Annotated in this window: 14 protein-coding genes; 13 read left to right on the top strand and 1 reads right to left on the bottom strand. The window is 40.0% G+C overall.

What is annotated here, in order from left to right; genetic code table 11:
• Positions 1–46 precede the first annotated feature (46 nt).
• The 13 genes from B5D54_RS17230 (at position 47) to B5D54_RS12735 (ending at position 14,783) form a co-directional block, all read left to right on the top strand.
• The gene (locus B5D54_RS17230; RefSeq protein ID WP_078926936.1) at positions 47–319 is read left to right on the top strand and encodes a hypothetical protein; all 273 of its coding nucleotides are present in this window, start codon (positions 47–49) and stop codon (positions 317–319) included.
• Between the two features lie 151 nt (positions 320–470).
• Positions 471–1,148, top strand: a complete 678-nt coding sequence (locus B5D54_RS12680) for a YjbF family lipoprotein (protein WP_054104322.1) — start codon at positions 471–473, stop codon at positions 1,146–1,148.
• A gap of 3 nt (positions 1,149–1,151) precedes the next feature.
• Positions 1,152–1,952, top strand: coding sequence for a capsule biosynthesis GfcC family protein (locus B5D54_RS12685; RefSeq protein WP_078926937.1), 801 nt, complete (start codon positions 1,152–1,154; stop codon positions 1,950–1,952).
• Between the two features lie 2 nt (positions 1,953–1,954).
• Positions 1,955–4,111 (top strand): YjbH domain-containing protein, encoded by a 2,157-nt coding sequence (locus tag B5D54_RS12690; RefSeq protein WP_115174036.1) that lies wholly within the window; start codon positions 1,955–1,957, stop codon positions 4,109–4,111.
• A gap of 281 nt (positions 4,112–4,392) precedes the next feature.
• Positions 4,393–5,958, top strand: coding sequence for a hypothetical protein (locus B5D54_RS12695; protein WP_078926938.1), 1,566 nt, complete (start codon positions 4,393–4,395; stop codon positions 5,956–5,958).
• Between the two features lie 164 nt (positions 5,959–6,122).
• On the top strand, positions 6,123–7,064 hold the full coding sequence (gene rfaD, locus B5D54_RS12700) for an ADP-glyceromanno-heptose 6-epimerase (RefSeq protein WP_078926939.1): 942 nt from the start codon (positions 6,123–6,125) through the stop codon (positions 7,062–7,064).
• Positions 7,065–7,085: 21 nt separating this feature from the next.
• Complete coding sequence (locus B5D54_RS12705) at positions 7,086–8,252, top strand: nucleotide sugar dehydrogenase (RefSeq protein ID WP_002030601.1); 1,167 nt, start codon at positions 7,086–7,088, stop codon at positions 8,250–8,252.
• Positions 8,253–8,465: 213 nt separating this feature from the next.
• On the top strand, positions 8,466–9,431 hold the full coding sequence (lpxM, locus tag B5D54_RS12710) for a lauroyl-Kdo(2)-lipid IV(A) myristoyltransferase (RefSeq protein WP_078926940.1): 966 nt from the start codon (positions 8,466–8,468) through the stop codon (positions 9,429–9,431).
• Positions 9,432–9,442: 11 nt separating this feature from the next.
• Positions 9,443–10,639 (top strand): O-antigen ligase family protein, encoded by a 1,197-nt coding sequence (locus B5D54_RS12715; protein ID WP_078926941.1) that lies wholly within the window; start codon positions 9,443–9,445, stop codon positions 10,637–10,639.
• Positions 10,632–11,387, top strand: a complete 756-nt coding sequence (locus tag B5D54_RS12720; RefSeq protein WP_078926942.1) for a glycosyltransferase family 25 protein — start codon at positions 10,632–10,634, stop codon at positions 11,385–11,387. The genes B5D54_RS12715 and B5D54_RS12720 overlap by 8 nt, the downstream gene beginning before the upstream one ends.
• A complete protein-coding gene (waaF, locus tag B5D54_RS12725; RefSeq protein ID WP_078926943.1) occupies positions 11,384–12,430 on the top strand; it encodes a lipopolysaccharide heptosyltransferase II in 1,047 nt (348 codons plus the stop codon). The genes B5D54_RS12720 and waaF overlap by 4 nt, the downstream gene beginning before the upstream one ends.
• Complete coding sequence (waaA, locus tag B5D54_RS12730) at positions 12,424–13,704, top strand: lipid IV(A) 3-deoxy-D-manno-octulosonic acid transferase (protein WP_032481497.1); 1,281 nt, start codon at positions 12,424–12,426, stop codon at positions 13,702–13,704. The genes waaF and waaA overlap by 7 nt, the downstream gene beginning before the upstream one ends.
• Entirely contained in the window at positions 13,701–14,783 is a 1,083-nt protein-coding gene (locus B5D54_RS12735) for a glycosyltransferase (RefSeq protein ID WP_050492451.1), read from the top strand. The genes waaA and B5D54_RS12735 overlap by 4 nt, the downstream gene beginning before the upstream one ends.
• Here B5D54_RS12735 and B5D54_RS12740 read toward each other — a convergent pair.
• A complete protein-coding gene (locus B5D54_RS12740) occupies positions 14,780–15,484 on the bottom strand; it encodes a 3-deoxy-D-manno-octulosonic acid kinase (protein WP_078926944.1) in 705 nt (234 codons plus the stop codon). The two genes, B5D54_RS12735 and B5D54_RS12740, sit on opposite strands and share 4 nt — an antisense overlap.
• Positions 15,485–15,501: the final 17 nt, after the last annotated feature.

Consider the following 15,501-nt stretch of genomic DNA (forward strand, 5'->3'; position numbering starts at 1 on the left):
TTTCACAACATCGATGTTTTAAAACTAGTTAGAATAAGGATTTACTATGAAAAAGACAGCAATGGTTTTGCTGGCAACGTTTGCTATGGCGCAAGGCGCAATTGCCGCTGAATCGGTAGGTGTAGCGGGTAGCACAACAAGTACTACAGCCACAGCAGGTGCTGGTTCTGCAGGCGCAGCAGGCGCTGGCGCAGCGGCTGGTGGCGTTGCAGCAAGTACTGCGGCAGCAGTAATGGCAGCAGCAGTAGCAGTTGCCGCTGTTGCAGCAAGCGATAACGATACAGCAACCACGACAACAATTACTGCTTCAAAAAAATAATAGTTTGTTATCTTGTATATGAATAAAGTCGCCTTAGGCGGCTTTATTTTTGAAAAATACACACATTGCGTGGTTAGATTCCATACCTTCTGACTTATCCAGTAGATTTGGATAAGAGGGTGTGATTTTTACCATCATTAAGGATTGTGAGATGCGGTTAGCTCATCACGGATTACTGATCATTCTGCTTACGCTGGCTGGCTGTGCGCCTCAAACTCAACAGCTATCAGAAACACTTTCTGTCGCTCTCTTTGGCGTGAGTGATGAACGAGCCACAGTGGAATATGCACAAAACCTCCCCTATGCTTCTCTCTTTGTGAGTTTAGATGATGCTCCTAACGCTTTACTTGTTTTAGCTTGGGCTGAACAAGGGAAAGCTCACCCATTCGCCCTAAAATGGGTATCTAACCAAGAAGAGTTACTGATTACTGAAGCCGGTCGTATCACCAAAACGGTGAATTTAGTGGTAGGTAATATTCAGGCTCTATCAGCAAATACGCCCGATCCACTCAGCTTAAACTTACTTCATGCTCAAACTCCGACAACTTGGCAATATCAACTGCATTGGCAGCAAGGTAAGCAAGACTATATTGAACCTGCCCTGTCTCAATTTAAGGTTTATGGTCAACAAGAAAAAGCCTTACCGACGGGCTCACAAAATTTGGTACTCGTTGAAGAAAGTGTCACCCTTACCGTCAGCAAACAACGCTATCACAACCGTTATTGGTTAAGCCCAAAGACAGGTAGAGTCATCGCCAGCGAGCAATATTTGGGACCGAATGGTTCACGCCTTTCCCTTTCCATCGCTAAGCCCTTTGCAGGAGAATAAGCTATGCGTTTTATTTCCTTACTTAGTTTTCTGGGGTGTCTAGGCGTTAGTCTAACTTTACATGCGAAAGAGCCGATTTCTCATACTGATTTTTCTGCCAAAGTAGCCATTTCCCATCCCCCTCTTTTAATAAAGTTAGAGGCAGATGGCCCAGTTCGCCTCGATGCAATGGTGTTGCAAGCTCTACATTCTCAGCAACCTGCGATCAGTACTTTAAGGATTGATTGGCAGAACAGTCGATTATTTTCCTTGCACGAACCTTTTCCGTTGCAAAAAGATCTGCTCAAAAGACTGGCTCAGTTACAAGATAAAGTTCAAGAGCCACAAGTAACGAGCTGGCAGCAGTTACGTAACGAGCTACGCAAACGTCGGTTTGCCAAACGAGCATTGATTCCTTTAGACCCAGACGTGATCAGAACGGTAAGCGGTCATAACCCCTTATTAAACGGAGAATTTGCACTTTATCTACCCTACTTAAGTGATTCTCAAACGGTTACCGTTTTGGGGGCGGTTCATCATTCCGAACCACAAAAATGGAAAGCACACTACAGTGCTCGTGATTATGCTCAACAGGCCAAGTGGATAAATACCACACTGGGTGAACTCACCATCATTCAACCCAATGGTGAGATTCAAACGCATTCTGTTGGCTATTGGAATGCACATCCGCGTACCGTGTTACCTGGGGCTATCATCTATGTGCCTTTTACAACCACGCTGTTTTCATCGATTAACCGCACTGAACTAAAACACATTAATCAGCAGGTGGTTGAACTGCTTCGCCATCAACTGCCGAGAGAATAACCATGATGTTGAGCACACCTATAAAACGTTTTAGTTATGCAGGGCTGCTACTCTGTTCATTACCATTAAGCGCTCAAACCTATACTCAATCTAATTTTGGTGGGACAGGGTTAATGCAAATGCCAACGGCTCGTATGCAGCCAGAAGGGGAATTTAGCGCGGCCTACAACCATAATGATATTTATGATTTTTATACTATTTCCGTGCAGTTATTTCCGTGGCTAGAAACCACTGTCCGTTATGCACAAACCCATGACATGCTCTACAGTAATGACCCTTCATTTAGTGGTAATACGAAGCATACCGACAAATCGTTTGATGCCAAGATTCGCTTATGGGAAGAGAGCTATTGGCTTCCACAAGTATCACTGGGTTTTCAAGATATTGGTGGGACAGGATTATTTGATGGGGAATATCTCGCAGCCAGCAAACGCTGGGGACCACTAGATTTTACATTAGGAATCGGCTGGGGCTATTTAGGCAATCGAGGCAATGTACACGGCGACAAAGCCCTCTCCAGCGATTGCGGCCGTGGCACAGACTACAAAGGTAATGGTGGAAGTTTTGATGTAAATCGAATGTTCACTGGGTGTATGGCCCTATTTGGTGGCATTGAATACCAAACACCCTATAAGCCGTTAACGCTAAAGATAGAGTATGAGGGTAACGACTATCGTAGTGATTACCCTGTGACAGCAGGAAAAATAACCATACCACAGTCAACGCCTTGGAACTTTGGTATGAATTACGCCTTAACGGATTGGGCCAGTGTTCGCTTAAGCTATGAGCGAGGAAATAGCGTCAATCTAGGTCTGCGCCTACATAGTAATTTCTCCGACATTAAGCCACTCTGGTTAGATGAACCTAAACCCGCTTATGCGCCATCCACACCACGTACGGAAATGAGTAACGAAGAGTGGCAAGCGCTGACACAAGATATTGCCAGAGTTTCAGGGTATCAATCAGTACGAGTTTATCAAAGTGACACAGCCGTAACCGTTATGGGTGAACAAAAGCGTTATCGAGATCGACAAGAAGGTTATGATCGCCTAGCTAGAGTCGTTCTAAATAGTGGCATTGATACCGAACAAATCCGAATAATTGAGACTCGTAACCAACAGCCGTTAACCGAGGTGATCATTGATAGCGATAAAGCACATCAAGTGCTCAATCAAGCTTATATCAATGGAAAAATCAGTGATGCTGTAGAAATACGTGATCCCTCTCCAGCCATCGGACACCAGCATACCCAACAGGATAAACCATGGCAATTTGGGCTTTCTCCTGTACTGCAACAGTCGTTTGGCGGATCAGAAAGTTTCTATCTATTTGCAATTGGAGCAAGAGCCGATGCAAGTTGGAGACTTAATGATCACTGGCTTCTTTCGGGTAGCCTTTATGGCAATATTTACGATAACTACGATAAATTTAACTATACCGTTCCCCCCGATGGGACCGATCTTAAACGTGTTCGAACGCTAAGCCGTGAATACTTAGAAGACACGATTAGGCTCAATCATGCCCAACTCACTTACCTTGATTATGTTGGGCAAGGTATTTATAACCAATTTTACGGCGGTTACCTTGAGAGTATGTTTGCTGGGGTAGGTAGTGAATGGCTCTATCGCCCACTCGATAAACATTGGGCAGTCGGTATAGATCTCAACTATGTCGCCCAACGGGAAGCTGGCTCAGTGTTTGGTATCTATCGTGATGAAGTCCACTATGATAACACCATTAACCGCTATTATCGGGTACAAACTGGCACAGCCACTGGCCATGCGACACTGTACTGGCAACCTCAATTTTGGTCACTGTTTGATAATAGCTTATTAAAAGTGAGTGCCGGACGTTACCTATCGGAAGATGTCGGTGTTACCGTGGATTTTTCAAAACAATTTAACAGTGGAGTGATTGTGGGAGCCTTCGCAACCAAAACCGATCTATCGGCTGATGAATTCGGTGAAGGGAGTTTTACTAAAGGCTTCTATATCTCAATTCCACTAGAGATGATGACGGCAAAACATAATACTAACCGAGCCGCTATTTCTTGGATGCCGATCCAGCGTGATGGAGGGCAGATGCTGTCTCGTCAACATAGATTATTTGAAATGACTGATGCCCGTAGCCCATGGTTTGAAAGAGCACCGATAAAATAAGGCATAATCGATTTGTTCATCATTCCATACTAAGTCGTTCGTTCTCCCCGCGCAGGCGGGGGGGAACCTATTGATATGAATTCACAACACTTAGACGCCTACTTACACACAAATTCCGATGTGGAAGTGACAGTTTAGGCTGGATAAGTAAAATATAACATCGGAATATGACATAACATCCGTGACTAGGCATGTTATTTGCTAGGGTTACGTGAAGATAATATTTGATCAACCATGATGATGGGTAACCTATCTCGCTTGCTAACTTGAGACTGTAGACTATGCACAAATATCTGATTTCTAGCGCAATTGCACTCACTCTATTCGGTTGTGGCGGTGGTGAAAGTGGAGGTTCGAGTAGCACACCATCACCGACGGTGAAATATTATAATGTGAGCTTTTTTGATTTAGATAATGTTGCTGAAAATGATCAAAATAGCTGCCAAATATTTGGCTATAATGACGATAAAACAAGAAAGGTTATCGCATATCGGTCTGTGCCTGAAAATAATTACAAAATTGTTATTCATGATAAAAATGGTAACTTCGTTCGTCGTTATACGAATCAAACGGAAACGAATGGATTAGGCTCTACTTTCCGTTTTAAACAAAGCGATGTTCCTGCTGATGGATATATCAGCTTTTCCTATTCAGAAGGTCGAGATCACTTCATTAGCACTTTTTCTAAGTCGTTAATTTTAGAAACATTTTCTATTTACGCTAAGAATAAAAACAATAATATTAACTGTTTAGTAACATCTACAAATCATTTAAATCCACAAGAAAAAGAATATTCTGCCTTTATTGAATCACCTGATTGGACCGATAATAATTTCTTCTATTCCATTAATAAATTAAACCAAGATTTTCTAGGGTTTTCTAGTTGTAGTGACAATCACAGTTCTTGTAGTGGAGAAAAAGTAACCGCTATTTCTCCAACCAAGAAGCCCGTAATGCTAACTGCCTACAAACGTAAAATATCTGAGGTTAAGAATCTCTTTGCTTTCGAATTTGCTCAAACAAATAATCTCAGTGCAACAAATACCATAGGTAATTCCAGTCAAAAAATAAAACTCCATAACATAGAAAATTTAGATAACTCATGGAATCCACCTATTGATGTTGACATCTCTTTGGCACAATTATTTGTTGATGGTCGAAAATTTAATGCCCCTAATGCTTACTTGTGGCAGCCATTAACCACCGATGTAAACAGTACGTATAGTTATTCAGAGCTTATCGAACCTAGCAATTATTATTTAAATTTACAGGGGAAGGAGTCGACCATTTCTGAGCCTCACTATTGGGCATTTCGACATGTTGCTCAAGGTACAAATGAGATCGCCAGCCACCTAAGTGCAGAAGGAGTACTAAATTCACTCCCCTCCCCCCAATACCCAAACTTGGACGACTGTTATGTACATAGTGGGTTGCAATGTATTCAAATTTCTTCAACTCCTCAGATTGATGATACTATTTTAAGAGTATCCATTGATGCTGAACTAACGGTTACAACAGGGTTACCTCAATTTATAAAGCAAACTTTTTATACTCCATATCACATGGAATTACCCGTCATGAAGTTTGATGACATCACCTTAGATCAACAGATTAAAGCTATTGAAAAATCTTCTATTTCATGGATAAAAACTGAGTCAAGTTCGATCATCGACACATTTTTGTATCAATATCAGAATCTTTATAAACGAACTATCAGCTCCGAGTTGATAGATCCTCTCGTAGATAATATTCCTCTCCTGAAAAATATCTCTGCACAATTAGAGCATGACGATTTACTAAAACGCCAACCCTATACTTGGGTGTGGCTAGAAGAAAATAACGACTAATCAGCATTCACAAAACATAGATTCCGCCTTCGCAGGAATGACGCTGGATAAACAGGCCCTTACACATGAAGGACCAGAAGAAATCACAAAGGCCAGATTTCTCGCCTATCCACATTTTTTCTGCTACTATTTGCGCAGTTTTTAGCTTTTAGGTAGGACAAGTTATGATCATCGTAACAGGCGGTGCTGGCATGATTGGCAGCAACATAATCAAAGCACTCAATGACCGAGGAATTATGGATATACTGGTCGTTGATCATTTAAAAAATGGTCATAAATTCAAAAACTTAGTTGACCTAAAAATCGCTGATTATATGGACCGTGATGATTTCTTAACCCAGATTATGGCTGGTGATGATTTTGGTGCGATAGACGCGGTTTTCCATGAAGGGGCTTGCTCGGCCACGACAGAATGGGACGGCAAATACATCATGCTCAATAACTATGAATATTCGAAAGAGCTGCTTCACTTCTGTTTGGATCGTGAAATCCCCTTCCTGTATGCCTCTTCTGCTGCGACATATGGTGATACGGATACTTTTATTGAAGAGCCTCAATATGAAGGGGCCCTTAATGTCTACGGCTATTCAAAACAGCAGTTCGACAATTACGTTCGCCGCTTGTGGCAAGATGCTGCCGAGCATAATGAAACACTCTCTCAAATCACTGGCTTTCGTTATTTCAATGTATACGGCCCCCGTGAACAACATAAAGGCTCCATGGCTTCGGTCGCTTTCCACCTCAATAATCAAATGAAGGCTGGCGAAAACCCCAAATTATTCGCGGGGAGCGAGCACTTTAAACGGGATTTCGTCTATGTCGGTGATGTCGCTGCCGTCAATATGTGGTTTATGGACCATGGCGTCTCAGGCATCTTTAACTGTGGTACGGGTAATGCTGAATCATTCAATGAAGTTGCTAAAGCGGTCATTCAACATCACGGCCAAGGTCAAGTTGAAACCATCCCCTTCCCGGAACATTTAAAAGGGGCATATCAAGAATATACTCAAGCAGATTTAACCAAACTGCGTGCCGCTGGTTGTGACGTACAATTTAAAAGCGTTGCAGAAGGAGTCGCTGAGTATATGACCATCATTAATCATTAATTTGTTGGATAGGAAAAGAGCGTGAAAATAGCAGTAGCAGGAACGGGTTATGTCGGTCTATCAAATGCAATGTTGCTGGCACAGCACCATCAAGTCGTGGCGTTAGACATTATTGAAGAAAAAGTGACAATGCTTAACCAGCGTCAATCCCCCATTGTGGATAAAGAAATTGAAGACTTTCTACAAAATAAAGCGCTCAATTTTGTCGCAACTATCGATAAAGAACAGGCCTATCTAGAGGCAGATTTCGTCATTATTGCGACCCCAACTGACTACGATCCACAAACCAACTACTTTAATACCTCATCCGTGGAAGCGGTCATTCGTGACGTTATGGCGATCAATCCAAATGCAGTAATGGTCATAAAATCGACCGTTCCTGTTGGCTATACAGCCCGAATCAAACAAGAGTTTCAGTGCGACAATATCCTATTTTCCCCTGAATTTCTGCGTGAAGGTAAAGCGCTGTATGATAACTTGTATCCGTCACGGATTATTGTGGGTGAACAGAGTGAGCGCGCTAAAGTGTTCGCGGATTTACTCGCGGAAGGGGCAATAAAAGAAGAGATTCCCGTTCTGTTTACTCATTCAACCGAAGCGGAAGCGGTAAAGCTTTTCTCAAACACCTATCTCGCCCTACGAGTGGCTTATTTCAATGAGTTGGATTCCTACGCAGAAGTTAACGGCTTAGATACCCGACAAATTATTGAAGGGGTGGGGTTAGATCCGCGCATTGGTCATCACTATAACAACCCTTCTTTTGGATATGGTGGCTATTGCCTACCAAAAGATACCAAACAGCTGTTAGCCAACTATCAATCTGTGCCGAATAATATTATTTCTGCCATTGTGGATGCTAACCGCACCCGTAAAGATTTTATTGCCGATTCTATCCTCAAACGTCAACCTAAAGTGGTTGGGATCTACCGTTTGATCATGAAGGCAGGGTCAGATAATTTCCGAGCATCGAGCATTCAAGGCATTATGAAACGCTTGAAAGCGAAAGGCATCGAAGTGATCGTTTATGAGCCTGTTCTAAAAGAGAGCCACTTCTTCCATTCACGTGTTGTTCAAGACTTAGAAGCCTTCAAACAAGAAGCCGATGTGATTGTTTCCAATCGCATGACAGAAGACCTGAGCAATGTTGCCGATAAAGTCTACACAAGAGACTTGTTTGGTAGTGACTAAAAACATTATTCTAGCCACCGTAAATCCGGTGGCTGATTACTTTTCTATCCCCCAGCGTTTAAGTATATAAAGAAGGAACAGTGAGAAAAATCGGCTTACATAGATAAGAAATATCATACAATCGTTTGTCAGATTGTTGCTGTCCCGTAGAGTTGAGAACTGCTATACTCCGCTGCAAATTCAAACAATATCCTCATTTTCACTGAGTAATTTATGTCGTCACCACCACGCAATGACTTTGATGAATACGCCTATAACCCAAAATTTCAATGGCGCTTTCTTCACCCTCGTTACTGGGGCACTTGGCTTGCTATTTTTTTTGCCTGCCTAGCTAGCTTCTTTCCTAACAGGCTCAAACGAGTGATTGCTCGGTGGCTAGCCACACTCGCCGTGAGAGTTAAAAGTAAAGCAAATACTCGAGCCCGAGTGAATTTAGCAATGTGCTTCCCCGATAAGGCCATCTCCGAACGTGAGCATATCCTTTTTAATATGTATGTAACTTCCATTATGTTCTTAATGGGGTTTGCCTCAACATCATTAAGAAGTAAGCAATGGCTGGAAAAACACACATCCGTACGAGGGTTAGAGCATGTCGAACAAGTATTGAATAACGGTGAAAATGTTATTCTCTTAGTTCCACATACATGGGCGATTGATATCCCCGCGATTTTATTGGCATCAAGAGGCTTACCCGTTTCCGCGATGGCCAAAAGCCAAAAGAACTTAGTGTCTGACTGGTTGATGCATAAACAGCGCGTACAATATGGCGGTCGAGTGTACGACCGAAGTGTTGGCATCAAACCTTTTATCAAATCCGTACGTAAAGATGGATACTTAGGTTATTACCTGCCTGATGAGGATTTAGGTAGAGAACACAGTGTTTTTGTCGATTTCTTTGCGACTCAAAAAGCAACAATCGCAGGCTTAGGACGGTTATCAACACTAAGTAAAGCGAAAATCGTTCCACTGTTCGCCATGTTTAACACCCAAACAGGATGCTATGAGCTGGATTTTTATCCACAGCTCCCTTTTCCTACTGGTGATGAGCAGCAAGATGCAAGGATGATGAACCAATGTATTGAAGCCTATGTCACACAACGACCAGAACAGTATATGTGGATTTTACGTCTGCTAAAAACTCGCCCGGATAGTGATGTAAATCCATATAGTAATAAATAAAGATTTCCCTAATGAATATCAAAGTATTATCTAATCACCATATTATAAATTTTTTAATTCTATCACCCTATTTTTTCTCATTCAGTTTTTTAATGCTTTTGGAAAATAGTAGTAAAATAGTTGTCCCTATAATTATTCTATCCTGTATAATTACTTTGTCATCAGAAAATAACATCATTAAAGTAATAAGAGAAAATATCTCATCTCCGCTTTATTGTGGATTAATTATTTATACCATCTATTCAATTTTCTCTTACTATTATCATGGATTTAGCTCTAGAGAATTACGAGCCCTTATCTGTCTAACCATACTATTTTTTACATTTCCATTTTATAGGATAGATATCTCTATATTAAAAGGATTAATTTATTTAGGTTGCTCAACTGTATTTATAAATAGTATCTATCACAATGTTTACCTTGGTGAATATCGGTGGGCAGGAACAATGAATCCCATACCATACGCAACTATATGTGCATCGTTATTTATAGCGTGTTTCTCTATCTTTCTTTGTAGCAATAAGAATATAGAACGAATAATATCATGTGTTTTTTTAGTTTTCTCCGCAACAAGCATACTATTGACTCAAAGTAGAGGTGTGTGGCTAGCGGTATTTATTTCTATAATAGCACTACTGACCATTAATATAAGACATACAAAAATAGAAAGAAAATATATTGCTATAATTATATCCTCTGTTATTTTCACTTTCTTCCTAATGAAAGAAAGTATCGAACAAAGAATAGATCAAACTAAGCAAGAAATATTACTAATTAGTCATGGTGATTTAAAAAGCTCTATTGGGTTACGACTTCAGATGTGGCTATCAGTTCCCGATGTTATTAAGGATAACTATATTATTGGTATTGGAGATACACATGAGAAAACATTAAAAATACTATACAAAGAAGGAAAAATCTCTCCTAGTTTACATAAGTTTTCACCATCACACTATCATAACCAATACTTAGACCGATTAGTTAAAATGGGAATATTAGGCCTCTTAATGCTAATTGCAATTTTATTATCCCCACTGAGAGGAATCACTCAACAAAATAGATTAAGACAATGTTTAATTATTGGAACCATCTCCACTTACTTTATATCCAGTTTAACAGATGTTCCTTTTAATCATCCACAAAGTTTAACTATTTATTTATTATTATTATTTCCACTATGTAAAAGAGAGACAAAACACAATGGCTAACATTTACGTTATTAATTTAGAGCGTTCAATTGAAAGAAGAAATTTAATATCTGAACAGTTAAAAAACTTAGAGTTAGATTTTTATATTTTTAAAGCCATTGATGGGAAAGGTGAATTACCACATCCATTGTTTAATAAATATAATGAAATAAAAAGTATCTCTAGGCGAGGAAAGGTAATGAATCTTGGTCAGCTAGGATGCTATGCAAGCCATTATCTTCTTTGGGAATTATGCATTAATAGTAATGAAAACATGATTATTATAGAAGATGATGCTATCATAGATGGTGAGAAATTTCTAGATTTTGTCAAACACTGTGATACTTTATCAGAGAAAATAGAATGTATCCGAATTTTCAACAATAAGAGAAAATCATTTAACTCTAAGCCTTATATCAGTTTAGGAAATCTTCAAATACATAAATTCAATAAAGGTCACATGAGTGCAACAGGATATTTCATCACACCCAGCGGAGCTAAAAAATTATTACATCATTCAAAGGAGTGGTATCTGCCTGTTGATATCATGATGGATCGTTTTTGGGAAAACAAAGTTGAATGTTTTGGTCTAGTTCCATCTTGTGTTACAAATAATGAAACACTTGAAAGCTCTATTGATGAAAAAGTCGCTCAACAAAAAAAACGTCCATTTTTTATTAAAATAAAAAGAGAAATACATCATTTAATCGAAGATAGCTTACGTATCATTCATAATTTGATATTTTGGCTAAAAATAATACTAAAATGAAAATCCTTATAATAGGCCCATCTTGGGTGGGCGACATGGTGATGTCGCAGTGCTTATACATCACCCTTAAACAGCAACATCCAGACGCTTTGATCGATGTGATGGCTCCCGCTTGGTGTAAACCCATTTTAGAACGAATGCCAGAGGTGCACCGTGCATTAACACTGCCGTTTGGGCATGGTGAGTTTAACTTTTTTGCACGTCGAAAACTGGGGCTTTCTTTGCGTGGTCAATACGATCACGCTTACGTGTTACCTAATTCAGCAAAGTCAGCCTTAATTCCTTGGTTTGCCGATATTCCAGTACGTACTGGTTGGAAAGGTGAGATGCGCTATGGCTTACTGAATGATTTGCGCCCAAATAAAAAAGCATTTCAATATATGATTGAACGCTATGTCGCGTTGGCACACCCTAAGCTTAAGATGACCGGTTCATCAGCGTTGGGCGGAATCGATCAGTTACCTAAACCCCAATTAGCTATCTCGACAGAGCAGCAACAAGCCACGGCAAGGAAATTTGCTTTAATATTGACTGACACTATCGGCCTATGTCCAGGTGCTGAGTTTGGCCCGGCGAAGCAGTGGCCGGCCGCTCACTATGCGCAAGTCGCTATACATTTTCTGCAACAAGGTAAGCAAGTCTGCCTCTTTGGCTCAGCGAAAGATCAAGTGACAACCCAAACGATTGTGGCGCAAATTCCAGAAGATCTAAGAGAGAACATCCGTGATTTAGCAGGTCAAACTAGCCTGATTGAGGCGGTGGATTTGCTTTCTTGCTGTCAAACAGTAGTCAGTAACGATTCTGGATTAATGCATGTCGCGGCAGCCGCAGGTTGTCAGGTTGTCGGTGTTTATGGTTCAACTTCTCCTCACTATACCCCACCGCTGGCAGAAAAAAGTGCGATTGTTCATACCGATATTGACTGTCGCCCCTGCTTTAAACGTGAATGCCCTTACGGACACTTAAAATGTTTAACTGAGCTTGCCCCGCAACAGATCATCAAAGCTATTGAGGCTTTTGACACAGGTTTAGATCAATGCTGATTCGTGGCTTATATACTTTATTATTGCTGATCGCCGCCCCTTTTATGCTATATGGTTTGTACAAAAAACGGGCCGGAAAACCCGCCTTTGGTGCACGTTGGAAAGAGCATTTTGGAGTAACCCCTAAATTAGATGATTCAACAAGTAGACCACTATGGATTCACGCCGTTTCTGTTGGTGAAGCTATTGCAGCTACTCCCATTATTCAAGCAATAAAAGAACGTCAACCTAATTTACCAATTGTGGTCACCACTACAACCAGTACGGGTGGACAGCAGATCAAAAAATTATCGAATTTGGTTGAGCATCGTTATATGCCACTGGATTTTCCTTTCTGCATTAATGGTTTTCTTAATGCGATTCAGCCTAGCCAGTTGCTGATTATGGAAACGGAACTGTGGCCAAATACGCTACATTGCGTTGCAAAACGCAACATTCCCATCACCGTGATTAATGCCCGTTTATCGGAACGCTCTTGCCGCCGTTATCAGCGTTTTCAATCAGTCTTTCATCTGCTTTCTTGTCATATTAGTCAGTTACTTTGCCAATATCAGAGTGATGCAGACCGCTTTCTCCGGCTAGGTATCGACCGACATAAAATATCGATAACGGGATCGATTAAATTTGACATCACCGTGACCGATGAGATCCGTCAGCAAGGACAAGCATTACGTGAACAATTAGGCCAAGATCGTCCAATTTGGATCGCCGCCAGCACCCATCAAGGTGAAGATGAAATGTGCCTTGAAGCACATCGTCAATTGCTGAATCACTATCCTGATGCATTATTAATTTTGGTCCCTCGCCATCCAGAGCGTTTTAATTCGGTAGATTTACTGTGCCGGACGCAAGGTTTTACCGTTAGCCGCCGAACTGAACCTGTCACAGAACCAACTCAGATCTACCTTGGAGATACCATGGGCGAGATGCTGACGTTAATGTATGCCGCTGATGTCTGTTTTATGGGTGGAAGCCTGTTGGGAGACAAAGTGGGTGGACATAATTTAGTTGAACCCGCAGCTCTGGGAATGCCTATATTAACTGGTCAGAGTTACTATAATTTCTATGATATAGTGTACTTATTAAGAAAAAATGAGGCTATTCAGCTTTGTAACGATGCAAATGATATTTATAAACACTTAGTAAATCTTTTCTCAAGCAATGTGCTATTAAAAAGAAAAGGGGGAAATTCTTTGAAAGTCTTTAATGATAATAGAGGCGCCATCGAAAGAACCATGAATATATTAAAAATAAAGCAAGTCAATACATTATGAAAATAAAGTTTTTAATTAGAGATTTAAAAATTGAAGGTGTACAAGTAGTTACTATCCGATTAGCGAAACTACTACAATCTCAAGGTCATAACATAGAAATTATAACTTTACATAATGACAAAGAGCTAGATAACCTTAGCGATTTAAACATTTTCTGTTTAGATGCTCCTAAAAATAAAACAAAAACTAAAGAATTACTACCTTATTTTAAAGAATGGTATTTACAGCATAATACGTTTGACTATTTAATAGCTCCACATAGTGAATGTATAAAAATAATTTCTAAATTTAATGATTCTCGACTTATCCCTTTCATTCACAACTCAGATGAACACTCATATAATCAACGAGGTTTTTTTAAAAAATTTAAATATAGAAAAAAGCTACAAAACAGACTAAAAAACAAACATGTATTATGTGTTTCTGATAGCATTAATAAATTCATAAAGAAATGCGGTGGTAAAAATATATTATCGATAAATGTTCTATACAACCCTTTTGACATTCAAGAAATATCAATAAAATCAAAATCTTATAAATTCAACCTCCCCAAAAAAGACTATTTACTTTTTATAGGTAGACTAGAAAAACAAAAACGTGTTGATCGGTTACTTCGAGCCTTCTCTTTAATTAAAGATAAATCAATAACATTAATAATTTTAGGCGAGGGTTCTTTAAGTAAAACCTTAGAACAATTAGCGCAAGAGTTAGGTATTAAGAATAGAGTCATATTTAAAAAATTTGAAACTAATCCATATCCTATAATAAAATCAGCTAAAGGATTACTATTAACCTCTGATCATGAAGGATTACCTACAGTAATTATTGAAGCATTAATCCTTAATGTTCCAGCAATAAGCACTAACTGTCCATCAGGTCCTAGTGAAATTCTCACTGGTAATTTATCTCAATATCTTATTGATTCTTATGACGAAAACGTTATAGCTCAGCATATTGACCAAGTGTTAAGTATGACGAGTCACCCGCATCTCTCTGAAGGATATCGGAAATTTCATCAAGATCATATTTATCAATCTTTTTTAGAGATAGTTTCACAATGGAAAAATAGTGATCATTAATCTTTATAACCAGCCACTATATGCTGCCACTGTGGCTCTTGCCAAAAAATCCCAAACCGCTGCTGCTCTTTACGAAAAGAGCGCAGCAAACGCTGTAAATTTGCCTCTTTCCACCCATCCCCTTTTTGCTGATAGCATTTATCAAAATCAATAATCCATACAGTATTAGATGTATCGATCAAAATATTATGGATATTCAGATCGGTATGGTTCACCTGAGCCCGATGCAGCTTAGCAATCTCTTTTCCTATCGCAATATATTGACTTTCTGCTAGGGTATTTTCTTGCAAGATCGCCACTAAATCTCGTGCATTGGCAATTTTTTCGCTCAATAAGTCCGCTTGATAGAAAAGTCCTTGTTTAACGGCTCGGGCCGCAATCGGGCGTGGTACATTAACCCCTTGCTCACGGAGATAATGCAAGAGATGAAATTCAGCATAACTGCGGGTTTTTTGCCAACTCTGAAACCAATAGTGGTCACTCACTAACTTACCGAATAATCCGCCTCGACGATAATGACGCAGTGCCGCTTCAAGCTGCTGCATAGCGATAAACCACGTGGTACCCCGACCTGTCGCACTACCAATGATTTTCTGTTCAGCTCGCCAATAGCTAACATCAAATAGGGAATGAAGGGGGGCATTGACCCACTCTTCGTCATACCAGATGGTTTGGTCATTGAGTGAAAGCTGCTTAAGCATAATAAGATTCCTGCGGC

This window comes from Vibrio cincinnatiensis DSM 19608, from assembly GCF_900167345.1.
Classification (GTDB): Bacteria; Pseudomonadota; Gammaproteobacteria; order Enterobacterales; family Vibrionaceae; genus Vibrio; species Vibrio cincinnatiensis.